Source organism: Microcoleus sp. AT3-A2 (assembly GCF_036705685.1).
Classification (GTDB): domain Bacteria; phylum Cyanobacteriota; class Cyanobacteriia; order Cyanobacteriales; family Microcoleaceae; genus Microcoleus.
Map to the genome: position 1 here is coordinate 162997 of NZ_JAUBVF010000001.1, position 22280 is coordinate 185276.

Consider the following 22280-nt stretch of genomic DNA (forward strand, 5'->3'; position numbering starts at 1 on the left):
GGTGCTCGTGACTTCAGAAAAGTTAGAAATTGTTCAAACTGAGTACCAAGCTGGGCAAGTAGCTTTTGAGAGTGGCCGGTATGCTCAAGCTGTGCAGAGTTTAGAAACAGCTACCGGTTTAGTCGATCGAAATTCCCGGTTGGGGGGTGAGGTACAGATGTGGCTAGTGACAGCCTACGAAGCCTCTGGCAATACAGAAAAGGCGATCGAGCTTTGCCGCAAGCTCACCCGCCATCCCCGCCAAGAAACCCGCCAGCAAGCAAAGCGCTTGCTGTTCATTCTCGAAGCTCCCAAACTCACTATCCCTCCTGAATGGATGGTGAAAATCCCTGATTTGGCAGCTTTAGATGAAAATCAATCAATCAGTTTTCAAGCCAATCCGAACGCTGATATCAAGTACGCTAAACCCAAGCCCGCCGTACCAGAACCGGTAGATTTGAGTCAGGTTAATACGAAAGATAATAGGTTTATTTGGGTGGCGTTAATTGCGATCGGGCTAATTTTAGGTGGCTTATTTCTTAGTTATTAAAAGTAATGGCAGATATTCAAATCAGCGTCGAAGGACAAGATGCAGTTGCGGCTACGGAAGAATTGTTTGCGATTTCTGGCTTGTCGGGAAATTGGGAAACGGTGGGAGATGATGAAAAAGAGGGAATTTTAGCAACTGTTGGCGCTATTGTAGCTATTGCTGGCGGAACTCTCGCCATAGCAGAACAAATTCGCAAGTGGTATCAAGAATACAAAAAAGGCAAATCTGGTAAAAAGATTGAGAAAGTTTTGATTGTTGGTAGGCGCGGGCGTCGGTTGCTGTTGGAAAATGCCACCATTGACCAAATTAAGCAAATTCTGGACGAATAAACGGAGAGGGCGGGCACCAGGGCACCGCCCCTACGAAACCCCGTAATCGGGACGTAGAGATATCCGAACTAAATCGCAAAATATCCGGGAAAATAAAAATAAAATCGTATTCAACTTTAATCTTATGCAAAATATAAATTATAACTGTGAAAATTATACACCTAGACCTCAAAACTGTTCAAGATAATTATGTTGAATTTCGCTATTTTTTAGACAATCCCAATCATTATGAATCGAGGCGGCTGTGTCTGACAGAAATTGCCGATTTAATTAAACTTGCCGAACAAGACTATTATGTGGCTCTACCAGAAAGCTATCCTGTGACGGGAAAACGTTTATTTGACTGGCTTGATGGCACCGAACGCCTGTTTTCTCGGAAAATTGCAGAGTTGGGTAGAGAAAGCATTATTTTAGCCATCGCAACGGCAGAAAGACTCGCTCATTTGCCTTGGGAAGTGCTGCACGATGGTCAGAGTTTTTTGGTAGTAAAGCCCCAGCCCATTGTGCCGGTTCGCTGGATGTCTTCGGACAGCATTAAAAAGTTGTCAGTTGATGAAGCCACGCCGGAAAATAGAGCGCTGAATCTCTTATTTATGGCAGCTTCGCCGCTGGATGTAGAACCTGTGCTGGATTTCGAGAAGGAAGAAGGATTGATTCTGAAAGCAACAAAGGATGCGAGGCAAGATTTAGCCCTAATAGTTGAAGAAAGTGGCTGTTTGACGGAATTGGGATATTTAATTGATAGTCATGACAAGGGATATTTTGATGTTTTGCATTTGACAGGTCATGGTACTATTAATGATAGCGGTGAGCCGCGTTTTTATACCGAAACTGAGACTGGTAAAAATTATCTAGCTAGCGGTCAAGATATCGCTAGTTCATTGAGATTTCGTCTTCCTAAACTACTATTTATGTCGGGTTGTCGGACGGGACAGCGTGGCAAATCCGGGTTGATTCCTTCCTTGGCTGAAGAGTTGCTGAGTTTCGGCGCTAAAGCTGTTTTGGGTTGGGGCAAAAAGGTGAGAGATGAGGATGCGACGGCGGCCGCCGCAGCGCTATATAAGAGTTTGGCGGCAGGCTACGAATTGACGGAGGCTTTGGGTAAGACTTATCAAGCTTTAATTGCTCACGAGGCGCGAGATTGGCATTTGTTGCGGCTTTATGTAGCGGGAAATATGCCGATCAATTTGGTTACGACTGTGAGGACTCGCGGGCGGAAAGGCGCACCGAAACCGACGGTTACAGAGCAGTTTTTGGATGCTGCGGGGCAGCAGGTAAAAGTCCCAACTCGCGAAGCTTTTGTGGGACGGCGGCGGCAAATTCAAAACTGTTTGAAAGAATTAAAATTTCCCTCGGTTCAAGTGGGTGTTTTGATTTACGGCATGGGAGGTTTGGGTAAAAGTAGTTTGGCTTCTAGATTGTGCGACAGATTGACGGAATTTGATAAGATTGTTTGGTCGGGAAAAGTTGATGAAGCAAGTTTGCTGAGTAAGTTGGGCGACAAGTTACAGAAGTTGCAGCGATCAGCTTTGCAGCGAGATGATGAGGAGTTGAAATATCGCTTGCGCGACCTATTTTGGGCTTTGGAAGAAATGGCAGAGTCCTCGGATAAAACGGGTTCAGGCGGGAATGGGAAGCCGTTTATGTTGGTTTTGGATGATTTTGAAAATAATTTAGAATCGCGACCAAATAGTGGCGATTATGTGTTACTGCCGGAAATGGCAAGGATTTTAGAGGCTTTGGTTTGGGCAATTCAAGAAACTAATGCGCCTCACCGTTTAATTCTCACTTGTCGTTACGATTTTGATTCGCGGCTGTTGCGGGATTTCTACAAGCAGTCTTTGGATGGTTTTAAAGGCGCAGATTTGCAGAAAAAATGCAGTCAGCTTGAGGCTTTTGCGCCAGGATCTAAGGTGGATGAGAAATTGAAATCGCCAGCACAGAATTTGGCAGATGGAAATCCTCGGTTGTTGGAACGGTTGAATTTGGTGTTGCTAGCTGAACAACTGGATGTAACTGCGATTTTGGCACAAATCGAGAAGACAACTGCGGAGTTTCGCGAAGATATTTTGAATCAGGAATTGTTGAAGCAGCTATCACCTAAATTGACAAATCTGCTGGAGTTGGCATTAGTTTATCAGTTACCAGTGCCGGGGGAAGCGATCGCCGCTGTTTGTACCAGCATTGCCGATATTGACAAAAATATCAACCGCGCCATAGCCTTGGGCTTGTTAGAAGTCAGTCCAGATTCATCGCTGCGAGTACCCCGGATTTTGTCGCTAAATTTGCCGGAGGATAGCGAAGGTTTGCATCGACAAGCGGCTGAGGTTTTGTATCGTCTCTGGTTGGAGGAAGCGGAATATTCTACCGAGGAAAAGGGGTTAGAAATTCATCGGTTGGCGATGCTGGGAAAAGTGGAAAATATTTCGGTAGAAATTGCCGAGTTTTTGACACATCGGTGGAGTAATCAAAGTCGATTTCGCGAATCTGTGAAAACTTGCGATGAGACTTTAGCAGTTTTTCCAAATTATCGCATTTTCCACAGTTTGGCTCGTTCTCAATCTGAATTGGGTGAAACGGATGCAGCAAAAAAGTATTACCAACAAGCACTAGATGAGTGTCCGCCCGCCGACGAAAGAGTAAAAGCAGCCATTCTTCACAATCGAGCAATAATTTATGCCAATCAAGGGGAAATAGCCAAGGCGATCGCATTTTATGAACAATCTCTCGAACTTCATGAAAAGATTGGCGATGTTCGAGGGAAAGCTGCTACTTTGCACAATCTAGCAGGAATTTATGCCAATCAAGGAGAAGTAGCAAAGGCGATCGCATTTTATCAACAATCTCTCGAACTTACGGAAAATATTGGCGATGTTCAAGGGAAAGCTGCTAATTTGCACGAACTAGCAGGAATCTATGCCAATCAAGGAGATGTAGAACAGGCGATTGCCTTTTATCAACAATCACTCGAACTTAAGGAAAAAATTGGCAATGTTCAAGGGAAAGCTGCTACTTTCGCAATGCTTGGACAGTTGTTAGCAGCGCAGGGAGATTTTGAGAAAGCTTTGAATTATTTACAGCAATCTTTGGAGATTTTACAGCATTTGCGATCGCCCGACGCGGAGACAGTGAAAGAAATTATTGCTGCGGTTCAGCAGATGGCTGGGGATTGATGGATGCACTCTGACTTAAGAAACCGGGTTTTTCGCAGTTTTTGGGTGGTGTATCGATATCCGGGGAAAAAACCCGGTTTCTGGCCACACCCTAAATCGCTAAAATAAAACAAAGACCAAACCAGAAAGGCGATTATTGTGAGCGATTCAACCGTAGACCAGATTTTGAAATTGGCCTCTCAGCGCGCCGATGCGGCTGAAGTCTACTACCTGTCGAGTCAAGACACCCCCATCGAATTTGAAAACAATCGCCTCAAATCCCTGCAAACCAAAGCCCTGCAAGGCGTAGCACTCCGGCTGATTTACAATGGCAAAATCGGTTTTGCCAGTTCCACAGATTTAACACGGATAGACGATTTAGTAGATGCAGCGATTCAAACAGCCGAAATCGGCGACCCCGCAGAATTTGAACTAGCCTCCAACTTCCACCTAAAAGGCCCGGAAACCACCTACACTCCGCCCACAACTCAAGAATTAGTCGAAAACGGCAAACACCTGATCGAGCAAGTTCACGCCTACAATCCCGATATTATGGTAGATGTCGGCTTCCACGTCCGCAGCGGCCGCGTGAAAATTGCCACGACGCGAGACGTGTATGCCGAAAGAAGCAGCCAAATAGTCAGCGGGACGATCGCCGGAAATTTGGTAAAGGGAGAAGATTTTATGCAAGCATACAGTTACGACGTTGCGCGCGATCGTCCCCTCGACACCAACAGCATCCTCGAATCACTCCTCGAAAAATACCGCCTCGCAGAACATTCAGCCACCATCGCCAGCGGTTCCTACCCAGTATTATTTACCCCCAGAGCCGCCGCTAGCACCCTCGGCGGCTTGTTTGATACCATTCTTTCAGGTCAAGCAGTAGTTCAAAAAGCCTCTCCCCTAGCCGACAAAATCGGCGAAACCTTATTTGACGAACGCTTTACCTTTTTTGAAGACCCCACTTTAGGCCCTTCTGCTTGTCCCTTTGACGACGAAGGTACGCCCACCACCCGCAAAATCTTGATAGACAAAGGTACTGTCACCGGATTTTATTGGGATCGCAGGTGGGCCGCTCGCGCCGGTGTACAATCAACCGGCAACGGTTTTCGTGGCGGATTGTCTCGCCCCGGCCCTGATTTGACTAACTTTTGCATTTCCCCAGGAAATACCGCCACTCAAGACTTGATTGCTAGCATGGACGAAGGTCTAATAGTAGAGCAGGTTTTAGGCGCCGGTCAGTCCAATCAGTTAGCTGGCGAATTTTCTGTCAATTTGGACTTAGGCTATAAAGTAGAAAAAGGCAAAATTGTGGGTCGCGTCAAGAATACAATGGTGGCAGGCAGCATTTTTGAAGCCTTTAAAAATTTGGCAGATTTGAGTAGCGAAGCCGAATGGGTAGGCGGTGCGGCATATTTGCCGAGTATGCTGTTTCAACAGTTGGGTGTAGCTTCCAGGCAATAATTTCAGTGCGGTTAATTCCAAGTGACGCTGATACTGTTGCTAGAAAAATTTTAGCACTCACATCAAAAAAAACTGGTTTCTGCCACAAAGCATCTGTCAAATCGCCCTGCGGTAGCCCATAAACCTGGTTTTGGGTATGGGGTTCGCAAGTCCAGACGTGGAAATAAAAACACAGAAACAGTGCCGGCAATTCAACGCTTTGCTAATTCATGCAAATAGGAAAAAACAGGGAAAAAGGTACAATGAAAGAGCAAAATGTCAAGGATGGAACTCGGAAGAAGAAAAAGCACTTTTTCTTTCTTTTACCTTTGGTTTTTTGCCTTTTAACTCTAGTGACTGGATGCGTTCAGTACGATGTCGGGGTTAACTTTGAGAGTCAAACTCGTGGCGAAATCGTGCAGCACATTAAACTGGGGGAAAGGTTGACGAGCTTCAGCAGCGAAACTGTTGCAGAATGGTTGAAAAGCGTAGAACGCCGGGTGAGGTTGCTGGACGGAAAAACTAAACGACTTTCCCCCACAGAAGTTCTAGTGAGGATTCCATTCAATAATGGAGCCGAGTTGCAAGACAAGTTCAACCAATTTTACAATCCGATCGCACAAACCCCAAAATCTCGGGTTGCAAGTCCGCTAGAAACCGATTTGCCGAAGTTTGAATCTCACCTGAATGTCAAGCAGAATAATCTGTTATTGGTGCTGCGAAATCGGTTGAGTTTGGAATTGGATTTGCGCTCTCTTTCACTGCTTTCTTCTAATGGCAGTCTGCTGCTGAGTCCGGGGGGACTTTTGGAGCTAGACTTTAGCTTGAACACGCCTTGGGGCGCCGAAAGTATTGAAACTGTCGCCGGTGCGCTGGTTCCCGAAAGCTATCAGCAAGGAAAACAGTTAGTTTGGAAGCTCAAACCCGGAGAAGTTAACTATTTGGAGGCGATATTCTGGATTCCCAGTCCCGTAGGAATTGGGGCGCTGATTATTGCCTTATTTGTGGCGGCGGGCATTGCTTTGAAATATAAAATATTGCCAGCACTTGGAATCGGCAAGAAACCGCAAAACATCGGCCAAACCTAAAGAGGATATGTCCTGCAGGGGCGGGTTAACCAATCTCTTCAATCAACTCTCTGAGTTCCAATAAGCCCGCCCCTCCCCGGATATTATGGTTAATTGACCAGATTTGATCTTATCAAAAAAACTGGCAGCATCTGCCAAAAGACAGTTGACGATGGGCCAAGAATTTGCTTAACCTGAATTGAGAATTAGGAACAGAGAAAATGCGAGCGCTAAATTTCTTCTTCATCTTTCTGATTTGCTTGGCTCTAGTATTTTTCAGCATCGAAAATACACAGTCAGTCGCGATTCAAGTTATCGAAGGCGTCCAAGTTAAAGCTCCGCTGTGCGTAGAACTAATTGTAGCGACCGGATTAGGGGCAACACTAGCGTGGCTGTTCAGTCTGTGGTCGAGAATGCAGCGAACCCTTGCGTTGCGCCAAGAGATGCGCCAAGTTCGCGAAAAAGAGCAGCGGATTCAGGAATTAGAACAAAATCTGGAACGCTATAAAGCCGAAGTAGAAGTCCAACAACCTTTGTTAGAAAGTGCAGAACCGATAAGTTTAGAAATAGCAGCCATTGAGGCAAAAGCTGCTGAAATAACCGCCAATTAACTTGATATGCTCTCTCGTCTTCCCAGAGGCAAAATCTAAAATCTAAAATCTAGAATCTAAAATCTAAAATCTAAAATCTAAAATCGAATGACCGTTTCCCGAGACCAAGATGGCTTAGAAACGATTTCCGAGGGTATCGCAATTTTAATTGACCTAGCGGAACGGGGAGAAATTGATCCTTGGGACGTTAAGGTAATTGAAGTGTTCGATCGATGTCTGAGTAAGCTTACGAACGCCTGCGATGCAGATCAGAGTAAGGATTTCTCGGATTTGTCCCACTCCGGCCAAGCGTTTTTGTACGCTTCAATGCTGGTTTTGCTCAAAGCAGAAAGTATCGTCCTCTCAGAACCCCCCGCGAATCCCGACGCCGACGAGCCGGCAGTAGAAGACGCAGAGCACTCAGGCGGGCGACACTTGCCGCAGCATTTAGAGCGGCAATTGCGCCGTCGCGGTGTAGCTCAACTACCGCAAAAACGCCCGGTGACTCTCCCAGAACTGATTGAGCAGTTGCAGCTAATGAAAGCAGCAATGGAGCAGCAGACAGTTACCCCCCGGCGCCGCCCTACCTCAAAAATGCGATCGCAAGCGGCCCAGGCTATCTTTGAGCTAGCTCACCAAGAAAATCTCGTAGAAACTGCTAGCGAACTCGAACGGTTTCTGGCTCAGCGGGGCGCGGAAATAGACGAGGGTTGGCTCGACTTAGACAAATTGCTGGAACTCTGGCATCATAACGATTTGCACTCTCCTGTCAACCCAGAACTCCCGGTATCGACTGGGGAAGTTAACTTGCCAAATCATGACCGCGTGGGTATTTTTTGGGCGTTGTTGCTGCTATCGGCTCAGTCTAAAGTAGAGTTGCTTCAAGAGGAGTTTTACCAAGACCTCAAAATCCGCGCGCTTTGAGCTTGCAGGGTATTAGGTTATCGGGGGAAACTAATAACAATGCCACTGCGTCGGTTAAGATTCCAGGCAGAATCTTGCTCTATGGCATTCTGTTGCTGAGTCTGGGATGCGGAGAGCGGGAGTGTGAAGTTATTGCTGGTTCCCGATACTTGGTTTCTTAAATCTAGGTAAATTCGGAATAAATGATTGATAGCCTGGTACGATGGCGCCTATAAACAGGTCAGTCGATTTTAGATTTTAGATTTTAGATTTTAGATTTTAGATTTTAGATTTACTTTCGCATTGAATCTGAGAGCTTGAACTAGCGTCTAAAATTTTGAAATCGACCCGAACGCTCGCGTCGGAAACTTGTACCCGTTTTTGGGCGGGGTCAGGATTTTGCTGTGCTCGATCGATTCGACGATCGCAACCGCTAGCATCTAATTGTTCAGTTGATATCAGTTAACAGATAACAGAGGGTTGAGGAAGTTAAGAATGAAAGCGATGATTCTGGCGGCCGGTAAAGGCACTCGCGTCCGTCCTATTACTCAGACAATACCCAAACCGATGATTCCCATCCTGCAAAAGCCAGTGATGGAGTTTTTGGTGGAATTGCTCCGCCAGCACGGATTTGACCAGATTATGGTCAATGTTTCCCACCTGGCAGACGTGATTGAAAACTACTTCCGCGACGGTCAAAAGTTTGGCGTACAAATTGGCTATTCTTTTGAAGGGCGAATTGAGGAGGGAGAAATGATTGGAGAGGCTCTCGGCTCGGCTGGTGGCATGAAACGAATTCAAGACTTCTCGCCGTTTTTTGACGATACTTTTGTGGTGCTGTGCGGCGACGCTTTGATTGACTTGGACTTGACTGCTGCTGTGAAGTGGCACCGGGAAAAAGGGGCGATCGCTACTATTGTTATGAAATCGGTTCCCCGCGAGGAAGTTCCCAGTTACGGAGTGGTGGTAACAGACGAGTCTGGCAAAATTCAAGCTTTCCAAGAAAAACCTTCTGTAGAGGAAGCTCTGAGTACCGACATTAACACTGGTATTTATATTTTTGAACCGGAAATATTCAAATACATCCCTTCGGGTCAGGAATACGATATCGGTTCGCAGTTATTCCCCGCGCTAGTAGCAGAAGGCGCGCCTTTTTACGGGATTACCATGGACTTTGAGTGGGTGGATATCGGCAAAGTTCCTGACTATTGGCGGGCAATTCAGAGCGTGCTGCTGGGACAAGTTAAAAATGTTTCGATTCCGGGAATTGAAGTACGCCCTGGCATTTACGCTGGTTTGAATGTAGCTGTTAACTGGGATAAGGTTGATATTACTGGGCCTGTTTACATTGGCGGGATGACGATCATTGAGGATGGAGCAAAAATTATCGGCCCGACAATGATCGGCCCAAATTGTTGGCTTTGCAGTGGCGCCACTGTGGAAAACAGCGTGATTTTTGAGTATTCGCGTTTGGGCCCGGAGGTGCGGTTGGTGGACAAACTGGTGTTCGGGCGCTACTGCGTTGATAAAACTGGCGCTGCGATCGATTTGCAAGCGGCGGCTCTCGATTGGCTGATTACTGATGCTCGCCAAGTTTTGCCGACTCAACACGGAGAAGAGCGACGGGCGATATCTGAAATTCTCGGTCATGGTACATAATTGCTAATTGCTAATTGCTAATTGGCAATTGCTAAGGGATCAAGGTAAGGTGCGCTAGGCGCACCCTACTTTTACGTTTATGATCTCAGCTTTTAATTCTGGTAATGTGCTTAGGTTGCACCCTACATTTTAAGACTGAAGATAAGTATATTGGCTGAGACTCCGTTCGTAATTTTGCAGCAAAAGTTGTGCCTCGGAAAGAGTAATTTTATTTTGCTGCAAAGCTGCTTCTGTCTGACGGCGGATGCTTTCCACCAAATTTTCTGAATCGTACTGTACGTAGCTGAGGACTTCTTTCATAGTGTCTCCTTTCACAACGTGTTCGATATGATAGCCAGAAGGTGTTAGCTGAATGTGAACTGCATTTGCGTCACCGAATAAGTTGTGAAGGTTGCCCATAATTTCTTGATAAGCACCTCCCAAAAATAGCGCCAAATAGTAAGGTTCTCCAGGTTTGAGAGTATGCAGTTCCAAAACCGACTTTACATCTCGCAAATCAATAAATTGGTCGATTTTGCCGTCGCTGTCGCAGGTTAGATCGGCTAAAACCCCGCGTTGAGTCGGTTCTTCGTCGAGTCGGTTAATTGGCATAATTGGGAACAATTGGTTAATTGCCCAACTGTCCGGTACTGACTGGAAAACAGATAAGTTGATGTAATAAATGGACGCCATCACCTTTTCTAAGTCTTCCAAATCGTCAGATACATATTCTTTTTGCCGTGCGATCTTCTGGATTTTATCGCAGCAAGCCCAGTATAACTGTTCGGTTTTCGCCCGTTCCGCAATCCCCAAATAGCCTAAGTTAAATAAACTGACTGCTTCTTCCTTAAATTGGATAGCATCGTGATAAACTTCTTGGTAATTTTCGGGACTGATAGATTGGTAAATTTCGTAGAGATTACGCGGAATTTGGTGCGCGTTTTCATCTACTGGTTCTGGTACTTCTCTGGGGACATCGCTAGTACCGAGTACGTCAAAAACTAAGACTGATTGGTGAGAAGCGATCGCCCGCCCGCTTTCGCTAATGATAATTGGGACTGGGATTTTCCGCTCGTCGCAGGCATCTTTCACTCCCGCTACTACGTCGTTAGCGTAGTTTTGCATATTGTAGTTTTTGGAAGCGTGGAAGTTTGTTTTAGACCCGTCGTAGTCAACGCCGAGTCCACCGCCTACGTCCAAGTAGTTCATATTAGCTCCCAATTTAGCTAATTCTACATAAATGTGGCTGGCTTCTCGAATGGCGTCTTTGATGACACTAATTGAGGAAATTTGAGAGCCGATGTGGAAGTGCAGTAACTGCAAACAATCGAGCATTCCAGCTTTTTTTAGTTCGCCGACTGCACGGATAATTTCAGGAATTGTCAAGCCAAATTTTGCCCGATCGCCCGTAGAACCTCCCCAGCGGCCAACGCCTTTGGTAGTGAGTTTTGCTCGCACTCCCAAAATCGGTTTAATTCCTAATGCTTTGCTCGCGGCGATTGCGACTTCTACTTCCTCTATTTGCTCCAGCACAATTACGGAAGTTTGCCCTAGCCGCTGCGCCAAAATAGCAGTTTCGATGTATTCGCGGTCTTTGTAACCGTTACAAATTAATAAAGCGCCTGGGTTTTTTAAGGTCGCCAAAGCTATCATTAATTCCGGTTTAGAGCCGGCTTCCAGTCCGAAGTGATGGGGTTTACCAAAACGCACCAAATCTTCAATTAATTGTCGGTGCTGGTTGCATTTTACTGGAAAGACACCGCGATAGACATTTTTGTAATTGTACCGAGCGATCGCTCTGGCAAAACAAGAATTTAAGCGCTCGATCCGGTCTTCCAAAATATCCGAAAAGCGAATCAACAGTGGCAAAGCCAAATTTCGCTGTTTCAGGGATTCTACCAGTTCGCACAAGTCGAGGGAACCGCCGCGATCGCCCTTGGGAGAAACTGTAACGTGACCGGCTGCATTGATCGAAAAATACGGTTCGCCCCAACCTTGAATTCGGTAGAGTTTCTCACTATCTTCTATTGTCCAAGATTCTTGTGGCAGTTGAGCCGCCGTTACCAAAGCACTGTCTGGTGCCGCCAAACTCGTGACTGTTGGCGAGTGAGTCGATAACGGATCGAGATCGGAGAAAGCAGCGGTGGCTGGGGAACTCATCTTATCGGAAACCTCTTTTAGGAGTGGTCAAATAGATAGTTTATCGCACATATCGGGTTTCCTGATGCAGTTGAAAAATCATTTTGGGTACAGGGGCCGGCGATTTTAGATTTTAGATTTTAGATTTTAGATTTTAGAATTGACTCTACAGATAGATGAAAAGCGAGGGATTGAACTAAAATCTTAACCGTAATTGCTCTCCAGGATTCATTTCTTCAAGCAAGTATCCCTATGCAGGTGAACTCAGAAACCGGGTTTCTGAGTTCACCTGCGCCAAGAGAGTTGTCGGACGATCGCTCGCCCGACACACACTAACCAAAAATCACCTCCGGCGGCGCCATGTCAGCCCCCATAATCATTCCCCCGTGACTATCAGACTTCTTCAAGCCCGGTTGAGGTGCTTTTTCTGGGGTTTTCTGAGCCGGTGCAACTGAGGCGGGCGGTGTCACCTGCGTTGGAGGTACTGCCTGTGCTCCTGGCACCACGGGTTGCTGCGACAGCCAACCCAAACCCCCTACAGCTCCAGCCATCAAAGCGGTGTAGCCGATGTATAAATGCACCGGACGCATTTGAAAGCCTTCGCCTGACTCGGAATCGGAAACAGACACATACATACTGGGAATTGGAGTCGGAGCGGGTTTGGGCAAAGCATTCGCCATAGCGCTGCCGTCTAGTCCCAAGGCGTCGCCCAGTCTGCGGATAAAACCTCTAACGTAAATATCTTGGGGCAGTTTGTCGATTTCCCCATTTTCGATCGATTCGATGTGGTGCAGCGGCACGAGAGTTTGACTGTGGAGTTGCTGCAGGGATAGGGAGCGAACTTGCCGTCCCTTACGCAATTCTCTACCCAACTCCTGCAAGCACTCTTCTCGCTCTTGAACTGCTTTTGCTGCTTCTTCTTCCTTGGTGAGTTTTTTCGGCTTTTTGGGAAAACCGAACCCTGGGAAGGATTTTCCGGGGACGGTGACAGTTGCAGGTGGAGCCGACTCGACTTTAATTTCGTCTTGGGGCGCTTGTTTGCTGTCTTCAGAAGTGTTAGTGTCTCGATCGGAGTTTTCTTCGGTGTCGGACTCGGTTTGGGGCGGCGCTTCCACACTAGCGCTGCGCCAATAGAAGACAGGAGCAGCTACTGGTGGCTCCAATTCTTGAATTTCTGTCACCGTCTCAATGGCAGGACTTACAGCAGTAACACTATCTTGGGGTACTTGCGGTTCAATTTTGTTTTGTTTGGGAAATCTGTCAAATGCAAGCTTGACGGCTTCTCTGCTAACTGCTCTAATTAAAATTTCGGCAGCGGAGGCTGCTTCGCCCAACATTGTTTGCAGGCTAGCTAGAGCGTGGCTATAGGTGTCGCTACAGAGGAGTTCAGCTTCTATTTGACCTAGGACAGAACGAAAACTTTCTTGAGAAATTTCAATAGTTGGGTGATCTGTCACCCCAAAATAAGCCTCGGGTTTCAGTGCCATAATATTCATGTTGTCTTGGTAGAAGGTATCTGAGTACGTTCTTCGACAGGTTGGCAGTGATTCCGGATGTAGGTTGGGGGAGAGTGGGAGAGTGGGGCATCGGGCATCGGGCATTGGGCATCGGGCATCGGGCATCGGGCATCGGGCATCGGTTGCCCCTCACCAATAACTATTGTTTGTGGATGCGATCGAGCAACCAAAGAGCTCCGAAAATCCCGACAAAATGGGCAACAGTGGCGTGAGTATTGGCGAGTACCACAAATATATCTAGAGGCTGAATAAATCGGCCCAAATCAACTGCGGCACCGAACAAGGCTTGCGGCTGAGCTAGAGATTTGGCTAAAAGCGTGCCGCTGATGGCTTCTGCGCCGATCAGCGTCAGCACCATTCCTGATAAGTTGCTCATCAGTGCCAGCCGCACCTCTTTGATGGTGTCTGCTTTTTTGGGACGGACAGCGTTAGCGGGCGATCGCAGTTGTCTCGACAAGCGGGTGAAGCGGAAAGAGCGATATATGCTGTAAGCGAGTACGGCCAGCCCGCAAATGGCAAAAAATACGCCGCCGCCGGTGCCGGCACTGGTTGAACCCGCAGCGGCGTTAGCCCTGGGGAGGGCGAAGGGGATGGCAAAGAGCAAAATGATCGCCGCTACCACCCCTAGCACTACCTGTACCCAGAAGCAAACCCAGCCTGTTGTACGAAGGGCAAAGGCTACTCGCTGTACGGCGACAGGAAGCTTATCGTTATCTAACTGATTAGTCATATTTTGAGCGGGTATAATTAATTGGCATTAGTTGGCAGCAGTTTTTTCTCTTCGGGGACGGTTGACGGCGGTTAACCCTCTTTATAATAGAAGTAGCAATGTTTAAGATTTGTAACTAACATTGGATTTCACATTTGAATAGCGTCGATCGCCAGGTACCCAAAGCAATGACACAACTACAACCCACGGTCACTCCCAAACTGGAACAGCCAAAGTTTGGCTTCAACAGCTACGCGGAACGCCTTAACGGTCGAGCCGCGATGATCGGTTTTTCTCTAACTTTAATTATCGAGTATGTCACAGGCCAGGGCTTGCTGTCCTGGTTAGGTCTCAACTAATTTTAGCAATGGCGCGGTCAGCCTTACACTTTGTCTTGACTCTTCCGGCAGCGGGTGTGACTGCTGCTGACCGCGACAAATTCGGGAATTGATTAAAATATTAATTAGAAACAAGCCCAGCGAGTTCTCTGTCGAGAGAGATCTGTTCCCGAATGCAATAGCTGGCTTTTGGAGGTATATATGGGGTGGAATTTTGATTTTACAAGCTTGGCAATTTTGCCTCGCTCCCGTACAATTCCCCACAGGCGAGAAGATTAATTTAGGTGAAGCTAGTCTTTGAGCTAGAAATCCCGATCGTTCCGCCAACTCTAAGTTTTAGAGCTTGTAAATAAATATAGAACAGAGTAAAACCAAATGAATGCTTCGTGGACGCGACTTTTGAGGTCAGCTTACCGTAAAGAGCCAATTACCAGCTTTGTTGTGACAGTGGGCGTTGTCGATGCAGCCATCGGCAGCATGGGTGCGAGTGGCTCTTTATTGGCTTTTGGGCTTGGCACCGCTGGGGTGGCGATGGCTCTCCGCTGGTGGCAATTTTACCGCTCTGGAGCCGAACAAACCGCACCTGCTCCTGAATACTATCTTCCTCCTCAGTCTTCTCGCCCCCAGTTGCCTGTGCTTAATGTGTCTAAAAAAAATCCTCCTTATTAAGATTACCGGGCAATGGTGACTGGGCGATGTGCCGATCGACTCCCTGGATCTGAGGCACTAAAAGATAGGGCAAGAAAGTCTTTCGATCTTGGATGCTTGGTTTATGAATATTTCTGTTGCCGAGAAACTGTACAAAATTGGCTCTGTAGCTGCCTGTAGTGGTTTGTCGGTGAAAACTGTTCGTTACTATGAGGAGATGGGCTTGCTGTCTCCTGCGGTAAAGCGCTCGCCCGCTGGTTATCGCTTGTTTGGCGAAACCGTATTCAACAGGTTGGCGTTTATTAAACGCTCTCAGGCTCTGGGTTTGAGCCTTCAGGAGATTAAGGATATTTTACAGGTTCGCGATCGGGGAGACTTGCCTTGCTCTGAAGCGAAGCAGCATCTAACGGCTAAGGTAGAGGAAATTTCCGTGCAAATTGCAGCCTTAGAAACTTTGAAGGGGGAGTTGCAAGGCATTCTCAACTGCTGGCAAGAGCAACCCTCGCAGGCGAGCATTACTAGCACGATTTGTCCGAACATTCAGCGGGATTGAGCGGCGGAAAGATACAAAAAAAGGGAAGGAATTATTGGTTTCCTTCCCTTGATGGTGTTGTGGGTGGTTTTGTGGGTGGTGTTGTGGGTGGTTTGGTCGATCGTGTTGAGCTTTTAACTGTTTTCGCAGAGTTTGCTGTTGCTTTTTGAGTTGCCGAGCCCTGGCTGAGCCGCCTTTGCCTTTGGAGTTTCTGCCCTCGCTGCGAGGAGACTCCCAACTTTTTAGTCTCATATTTTTAATTGTTTGCACTACTTCTATAATACACCGCCAGATTTTCACTGTCAAGTATTTTTTAGAGCGATGTTTCGTAGTATCAACTGTGGACTGATTGGGATTTGCTACAGACATAGCGATGCTGCGCCCATAAGCATCCTACACCCCGATGGTGCCCCCATAAGCACCCTACAATTAGAGTTTTTTGTCGGATTCCGTTAACAGCCCTAATTGTGTATATTTATCAGTCCAAATATCCGGCGGGTATTTCAGCATCTGTAAAAATTGGCAGCGTTTCCCAAATTTTCACCCATTCCGGGAATTGGGCTACTTTTTTTAGCTGGAGCGACATTTCTATTAAGGAAAATCCTAAATTGTGGAAATCTTGAATAAGTTCGGCTTTCAAGAAAATTTCATTTTTAGCTAAATCGGGAGCATTAGTCGCAATGACAACGCTGTTGCCAGTTTCTAAATTGCATATATAAATTTGTGCGAACACAGTTTGAATCGTTTTCACCGCTGCCGCATTAAACTCTTGTTTGTGGAACAGGTGGACAACTAGAACACCTGCGCTTGACAAGCGAGTTTTGCACAGTTGGTAAAATTCTTGTGTCACCAATTTATAGGGCATATAGCCGCTGCCAAAACCAGCATCCACGATAATTATATCGTTTTTTACTGTGGAATCTTGTTGGGCTAGATATTCGCGCCCGTCTTGAATGGCTACTTTGAGTCTGTCGTCGAATTGAATGCCAAAAAATTTTTTAGCTACTTCGACTACTTTTTGGTCAATATCTGTACATTCGACTATCGCGTTAGCGAAATAATGGTGGAAAATTCTGGGGAGGGTGCCGCCACCAAATCCAATTACATAGATTTTTTTTGGGTGAGTTTTCCAGACTAATGCTAGCAGCACGGCTTGGGAATAGGGAAAGATTAAATTTAGTGGATTGTTGAGGTCTAGGATTGATTGAGCTACATTTGTGATTAAGGTTTCTCTGTCTGCTAAAAGCAGTAAGAGCACTGAGTTTATTTTTTTTACGGCGATGCAGTTGTCGCCGGAGTTTTGTTGAAATAGGAAGCCGTCTGGCTGTTGCTCAAGCCAATTGATTTGTTGGTGAATAGCTGCTAAATTGCTAGTTTGTCGATCGCCTTTATAATCAGTCATACGATTTTAGATTTTAGATTTTAGATTTTAGATTCAGGGTAAAGGCATCTTAACTTTAACCCAAAATATGCGTAACTGCTCACCGCAACTGCGCTGCGGTGAGCAGTTACGATGAGTATGAACCCGTAGAAGGGCGCCTGAGTGTGTCGGAGTTAGTTTGAATAATTCATGTAGGGGCGATTCCCTACGGGATAGCTGTGCTTCACGCACTTTGTGACAAGTTGGGACGTAAGGGCGATCGCTATTAGGTAATTATTCCGCACTGTTTGCTACAATCATTTAAGTCGGCTCTAAAAACTGCCATGACCCAAGCTACCTCAATAACAACTGAATATCAAATAACTGTAAGTTCTCCTGTATGGCAAAAAGTTGAGCAAATTGCCGGAGAATTTAACTTGTCAGTTTCTGAACTATTGGAACAGATAGGCGAAGGTCAACTGAAAGTTGTTGCGGTTCCAACTAATTCGCAAAAAATCAGCGATCGAGATATTGCAAATGCTTTGATTTGGTTAGCTTCGTATACTAATGTAGCAATCAACGTCTACAAGCTACAAAAACTCCTGTATTACGCTCAAGCTTGGTATTTAGGAGTTTACGGCAAGCCACTCTTTGATGCAGATTTTCAAGCCTGGGTTCACGGGCCAGTTATTCCTGATTTATTGGAGAAGTATCAATGCCAATTTAGTTGGGAACCAATTACAGAGAAAATTGAACAACCGAAACTTCCTCAAAAAATTGGGCAATTTATCGAAGAAGTTGCCGAGGCATATTTTGAGTATGATGATGAAACTTTGGAACGAATGATTTGCAGTGAAATGCCTTGGCTGGAAGCGAGAGGGGATTTGCCGAGAGACGAATCTTGTGATGCGATTATTTCTCAAGAGTCGATGAAAAAATATTATTTTGGTCGTGTTTTCTCTAAATAATATAAGTGAGGGCGATTCCCTACGGGATAGCTACGCTTCACGCGCTTTTTGACAATTTGGGACGTAAGGGCGATCGCTGTTTTTCAGCTTCAAGTATTCGGATTAGCTGTTGCCTTCGTGATGTACTGGATAATCACGTCAAAATCCTTACGGATTTCTGCCAGTTGTTTTACCCAAGTATTAGAAGCATAAATCACTTCCTCTTCCTTCTGGCGAGCGGCTGCAATTTGCTTCTCAATCTCTCCGTAAACCTGTTGCTCAAATTCTCGCAACTGCCCTTCAAGTTGATTTTCGAGGTTTTGAGCTATCGCGATAAACTGACTTGTAATTTCGCTTCGAGCCTCAGCCATTTTCTGCTCTTGCTCCTGTTCTTGTTTGGCTTTATAAAATTCCGCTCCGATTGAAACTAATGTTAGAAGAGGGCCTACAAACATAGCGACATTAGCAATGTCTTTCGCAATGTTGACTGCTTGCCAAGGTCGAAAGTTAAAGCCGATAAATTCTCCGACAGTCAAAACAGTTTTATGGAGATTGCTTCCTACCACATCCATAGAGCGTAAAAATCCATCGCCCGCTGTTTTTGTCCAGCCAGCTCTCGTCGCCAATTCGATAGGATTAAGCCCTACTGTCTTACCAATTTCCAGAAGTCCCTCAACTTGACTCTTAAGCTGTTCAACATCTACTCCTGACCTCACATTTTGAGCTGATACTTTTTGAGTGAGTGCTAAACGTGCTACAAATGCTTGGACTAGGTTGCTTTGCAGTACCTCTTTAACTTCATCTTGTATTGACTCGATTGCTGTATTCACAGCTTGTTCCATTTCGCGTCCAGCTCTCTCATAGTGTTGTTGTACCTTAATTTCAGCCTGTTTATTAAGCATCTCAAAGTTATCTTGGCCACCAACTGCTGAGGCTAGAATTCTGCCTTCATTGACAACTTCTGAGGAGAGGAGCAGTGCTATACTATTAACTTTGGTATGTAAACGTTCACGTTCCTTCCGTACTGTACGAGATAAACGGTGCAGCACTTCAAAAAAAACCGAATCTTCGCTAGAGTTGCGAGTAAAGCTCAACTGAGCATTATCAATACAGCTTAGAGCAATTCGGACAGGTGTATCAAAACGAGCAAGGGAGCCACGACGCTCTACAAACTGATTGAGAGCATCAATAAAGGTTGGAAAGCGGCTGATTTCCGTCAGAAAATCATCTTTATCATCAATTCCTTCACAGTAGTCTTTGGCATCGATAAAGCAGATCGGAAATTCATCAAGACTGTAAGGTTTCAGTGCATCAGCAAGACTTTTGCGGTAGTTGGCAATTTTTTGCTCTTCTTCTCCTGCTTCATCAGACATTTTATTAATAACCAGCATCATTTTCCAGCGATAGCCTTTTTCATAGGCTAACTTCTTGAAATTCTCTGCTGTCAATGAGTCAAAGAGCATATAGGTGAGGCAAAAAACCAGCAAGTCTGATTTGTTAATGGCATCATAAGTAATCTCATCGTGATCTTGGCGGTCTGTAAAAAGTCCAGGCGTATCAATTAGCTTGATGCCGTTCCAATCATAATTGGTAGTTTGATCAGTAGCAATATCAGCATCAATGCGGATATCGCGCCGTCCTGTCATGCCAGAAATGAGGGTTGATTTACCTGCACTGTACTGACCAACAAAAGCTACTCCGAGAATCCCCTGCTCTCGATACTCTTTTAACTCATCGCGCACTTTTTTGCGAATCGCTGTTAGTTCGGCTGTGTTTCCCTGAGCCAGCACATTGTCAAATTTTACTAGCGTTTTCTTGAAATAAGCACCGACATCAGCCGCTTTAAAGTTGGGGTTGTTCTGAGTCATGATAGTTTAGTTATTTTTGGTAGATTTGAGATAAAAGGAAATATCCTCTTGAAGGATGTGTTTAATATCCTCTAGTGATTTTAGTCGCTGAACTTTGGATTTTGTAACAATTTTCATGTTACGCCCGAAATCTCGCTGAACTTTGGCAATGGTTTCATTGATACGCTTATCTGTTAGAGTTTCGTTTTCTTCAACACACCAGTCAATAATTCGCTTGGCATAAGCACGATTTAGATAATTTTCTGTACCTGATAACTTCTTTTTTGCTTCTTCAAGGTGAGTCGCGAGTTCATCTAGTCTTTTAATTAACTCCTCAAAGTAGGCATCAATATTCACGGCAACAGAATCACAAAACTTGCTGAAGTTAGCCTCAGCGTCTCTGAGGGTGGCTTGCTTATGCTTGCTCAATTGCTCATTTAGTAAAGTTGAAATGTTTTTAACAGCCTCGCCACGCTTTTGATCTTTTGATTTAAAGCGATCGGCAAGCCAATTTATCATCAAACCACTAACCATTACGATTGCAGTCGCAGCAAGCGCAGGTAAACCAAGAGGTGTTAAAGCTAGTCCTGCTAAAGGTATCAGAAGAATGCTACCTATTTTAAAAGCTAGTTTATTGAAAGTCTTTGAATCCTGCTCAACAAATTGAAAGTTCCCACCTTCTAGTTGAGCAATCAGTTTTAATTCATTTCCGACTTCTTCAAGAACTTCCTGAACTTCTTGGTTAAATTTTTCGCCATTCTCTAGATATGCGGCTTTCAGGCGTTCCTCAAATCGGATAGACTTTAATTTTTGTTCCCATCCAGACTTCATTTGATTTTCCTTGGATTCCCAATAAGCCTCAGCAAAGGATGGAATAGCATTGATAGCATCTTGAAAAATTGATACGATTTGTTGCTGTAAAGATTCACGGCTGTCCCTTCCAGCTCTATGGATTTGCTTTTCGATCGTCTGACGTTTATTTTTCAGCGTCTCTGTCAATTTTTCATAGACCAAAGCTTGTTGATTTACCCACTTATAAGGATTATAAATTGCGCCTACGGTAGAACCTAGAAGAGTTTGAGAGCGCCGAATTGCGCCATGATTAACCAGAGATACACGAATTAAATCAAGAAAATCCTGCATCCGACTTGCTTTAAAAAGCTCCTGTTTCTTCTTTGCGTGTTCTGGTTCGCGGGAAAGCTGCGCCGCCAACAGCATCACAGGAACAATATTGAAATAGTCATTAGCATAATGCTCTTGAGCGTACCGACGGATACGGTCAATGTGTCCGCCTAGACCACTTTGACCATCCATCACAAACATTTTATCGGGGTTCTTTAAGAAATGCTCCAACCGGCGAGAGTCGCGCAGGTTATTATGGACATTCAGTAGAATAATTAATGGCTTTGCTTTTTCTTTTAATAAGCGCAAGAAAGCAAACTCACTCTCTTGGATGCTGTCATTTGTGACCACATAACAAATCACATCTGACTCGTCGATAATACTTTTAGCAATTTCTTCATCACTTTTGCCACCGGGAGCGCCAATCCCAGGAGTATCAATGATGCGGATATTCTTCCACTCGTACACCCGATTAAACCGAGTTGTGCGCTGCTTACCTACACCGATCGCATCCCATCCATCATCTGTAACTATGGCATGAAGAGTGCTTTTTCCCGCCTTAGTTCTGCCCATAAATGTGATGCTGAAATGATTGAGAGCGCGTTCCTTGGCCCGAAGCGACTCCCGTACACTCTCAATTTCTTTAATAATCTCGGCACTCAGAGAGTTTCTAGTATCCTCAAGTTGCTTTGCGACTTCCTTAGCAGTAGTAGCTTGACCTATACCACCTGTTTTATGTTTGATGTCTTCGATAGCCTCTTGAATATTTTTGCCCAAATTGGAAAGTGCTAGTAAAGCTCTTTTAAGTGCTAATTCGGCAAATTTGTAATCTTCATCAGCGATGACTGCACACTGACGAATCGCCTCATCATATTCTGGCCCCGTTAACAGGATTTCCCGGCGTATTTGCTCAACTTTTTGCTCACTCCCAGTGAGCTTTGCTACATTATCCACCAATGCGCGTGAAAGTAGAGAATCAGCCCCTGCAAGGAAACGCGCACTGAAAGAGACTTTCTGTTGTTGGTTGTGTTCGCCTATGAATCGGGTATCAGTGAAGGCTCCAACTTCTGCCAACTGTCGCTGTACTTCTCCCGTTGGCCAGTTCCAAATCCCTGCTACTTGTTCCGCCATCTGGCGTTCTAATGCTGAACAGAAACCGTCAACATAGGCGATCGCCAACATTTGTGACATAGCCTCACTTTGCTCACCGGGCGATACTTTCGGAGCTAAATCCTCTACAGAAAGCTGGCTTTCCTCTTGAGCAAGAATTTTTTCCATCTCAGCGAGAGTGCGTTGAGAAGCGCCGATCAGCGTTGCTAGTTCGCGTAGTGCTTTCGACTCTTCACTGTGAATCTGCTGATCTGCACAGACCATGTGCGTGACTAATAGTAATGGGTAGTCTAGGTGTTCAGTATTTTTTGAGATTAGGTCGGACATTTTAATTTCTTCAATATTTGGATTGGTCACAGT

General features: G+C 45.5%; 18 protein-coding genes. 12 read left to right on the forward strand and 6 right to left on the reverse strand.

The window, feature by feature from the left end; genetic code table 11:
• The first annotated feature begins 7 nt into the window (after positions 1 to 7).
• From QUB37_RS00730 to QUB37_RS00765, 8 genes are all read left to right on the forward strand, one after another.
• The gene (locus QUB37_RS00730; protein WP_333158139.1) at positions 8 to 529 is read left to right on the forward strand and encodes a tetratricopeptide repeat protein; all 522 of its coding nucleotides are present in this window, start codon (positions 8 to 10) and stop codon (positions 527 to 529) included.
• Positions 530 to 534: 5 nt separating this feature from the next.
• Positions 535 to 858 (forward strand): hypothetical protein, encoded by a 324-nt coding sequence (locus tag QUB37_RS00735; RefSeq protein WP_333158141.1) that lies wholly within the window; start codon positions 535 to 537, stop codon positions 856 to 858.
• Between the two features lie 146 nt (positions 859 to 1004).
• On the forward strand, positions 1005 to 4031 hold the full coding sequence (locus QUB37_RS00740; RefSeq protein WP_333158143.1) for a tetratricopeptide repeat protein: 3027 nt from the start codon (positions 1005 to 1007) through the stop codon (positions 4029 to 4031).
• Between the two features lie 138 nt (positions 4032 to 4169).
• A complete protein-coding gene (locus QUB37_RS00745; RefSeq protein ID WP_333158145.1) occupies positions 4170 to 5474 on the forward strand; it encodes a TldD/PmbA family protein in 1305 nt (434 codons plus the stop codon).
• A gap of 242 nt (positions 5475 to 5716) precedes the next feature.
• A complete protein-coding gene (locus QUB37_RS00750) occupies positions 5717 to 6541 on the forward strand; it encodes a DUF3153 domain-containing protein (RefSeq protein WP_333158147.1) in 825 nt (274 codons plus the stop codon).
• Between the two features lie 200 nt (positions 6542 to 6741).
• Complete coding sequence (locus QUB37_RS00755; protein WP_333158149.1) at positions 6742 to 7131, forward strand: LapA family protein; 390 nt, start codon at positions 6742 to 6744, stop codon at positions 7129 to 7131.
• Positions 7132 to 7218: 87 nt separating this feature from the next.
• Positions 7219 to 8034, forward strand: a complete 816-nt coding sequence (locus tag QUB37_RS00760) for a segregation/condensation protein A (RefSeq protein ID WP_333158151.1) — start codon at positions 7219 to 7221, stop codon at positions 8032 to 8034.
• A 474-nt stretch (positions 8035 to 8508) separates the two neighbouring features.
• Entirely contained in the window at positions 8509 to 9672 is a 1164-nt protein-coding gene (locus QUB37_RS00765; protein ID WP_333158153.1) for an NDP-sugar synthase, read from the forward strand.
• Between the two features lie 129 nt (positions 9673 to 9801).
• Here the strand turns inward: QUB37_RS00765 and speA are convergent, their stop codons facing one another.
• From speA to QUB37_RS00780, 3 genes are all read right to left on the reverse strand, one after another.
• Positions 9802 to 11811: a biosynthetic arginine decarboxylase gene (gene speA, locus QUB37_RS00770; RefSeq protein WP_333158156.1), complete on the reverse strand. Its 2010-nt coding sequence runs from the start codon at positions 11809 to 11811 to the stop codon at positions 9802 to 9804.
• A 311-nt stretch (positions 11812 to 12122) separates the two neighbouring features.
• Positions 12123 to 13277, reverse strand: a complete 1155-nt coding sequence (locus tag QUB37_RS00775; protein ID WP_333158158.1) for a helix-turn-helix domain-containing protein — start codon at positions 13275 to 13277, stop codon at positions 12123 to 12125.
• 169 nt (positions 13278 to 13446) lie between these two features.
• A complete protein-coding gene (locus QUB37_RS00780; protein ID WP_333158160.1) occupies positions 13447 to 14037 on the reverse strand; it encodes a DUF3611 family protein in 591 nt (196 codons plus the stop codon).
• A gap of 167 nt (positions 14038 to 14204) precedes the next feature.
• Here QUB37_RS00780 and QUB37_RS00785 point away from each other — a divergent pair, with 167 nt between their 5' ends.
• The 3 genes from QUB37_RS00785 (at position 14205) to QUB37_RS00795 (ending at position 15555) form a co-directional block, all read left to right on the forward strand.
• The gene (locus QUB37_RS00785; protein ID WP_172186391.1) at positions 14205 to 14375 is read left to right on the forward strand and encodes a hypothetical protein; all 171 of its coding nucleotides are present in this window, start codon (positions 14205 to 14207) and stop codon (positions 14373 to 14375) included.
• A 354-nt stretch (positions 14376 to 14729) separates the two neighbouring features.
• Positions 14730 to 15023, forward strand: coding sequence for a hypothetical protein (locus QUB37_RS00790; protein WP_333158163.1), 294 nt, complete (start codon positions 14730 to 14732; stop codon positions 15021 to 15023).
• Positions 15024 to 15126: 103 nt separating this feature from the next.
• Positions 15127 to 15555 (forward strand): heavy metal-responsive transcriptional regulator, encoded by a 429-nt coding sequence (locus QUB37_RS00795; RefSeq protein WP_333158165.1) that lies wholly within the window; start codon positions 15127 to 15129, stop codon positions 15553 to 15555.
• Positions 15556 to 16012: 457 nt separating this feature from the next.
• Here the strand turns inward: QUB37_RS00795 and QUB37_RS00800 are convergent, their stop codons facing one another.
• Positions 16013 to 16936: a fused MFS/spermidine synthase gene (locus QUB37_RS00800; RefSeq protein WP_333158167.1), complete on the reverse strand. Its 924-nt coding sequence runs from the start codon at positions 16934 to 16936 to the stop codon at positions 16013 to 16015.
• A 302-nt stretch (positions 16937 to 17238) separates the two neighbouring features.
• Between QUB37_RS00800 and QUB37_RS00805 the strand changes: the two genes are divergently transcribed.
• Positions 17239 to 17862, forward strand: coding sequence for a type II toxin-antitoxin system antitoxin SocA domain-containing protein (locus QUB37_RS00805; RefSeq protein WP_333158169.1), 624 nt, complete (start codon positions 17239 to 17241; stop codon positions 17860 to 17862).
• 89 nt (positions 17863 to 17951) lie between these two features.
• On the opposite strand, the gene QUB37_RS00810 is transcribed toward QUB37_RS00805, so the two are convergent.
• Together QUB37_RS00810 and QUB37_RS00815 are read right to left on the reverse strand one after the other, a co-directional pair.
• Positions 17952 to 19709, reverse strand: coding sequence for a GTPase (locus QUB37_RS00810; protein ID WP_333158171.1), 1758 nt, complete (start codon positions 19707 to 19709; stop codon positions 17952 to 17954).
• Between the two features lie 6 nt (positions 19710 to 19715).
• On the reverse strand, positions 19716 to 22277 hold the full coding sequence (locus QUB37_RS00815) for a GTPase (RefSeq protein ID WP_333158173.1): 2562 nt from the start codon (positions 22275 to 22277) through the stop codon (positions 19716 to 19718).
• Positions 22278 to 22280: the final 3 nt, after the last annotated feature.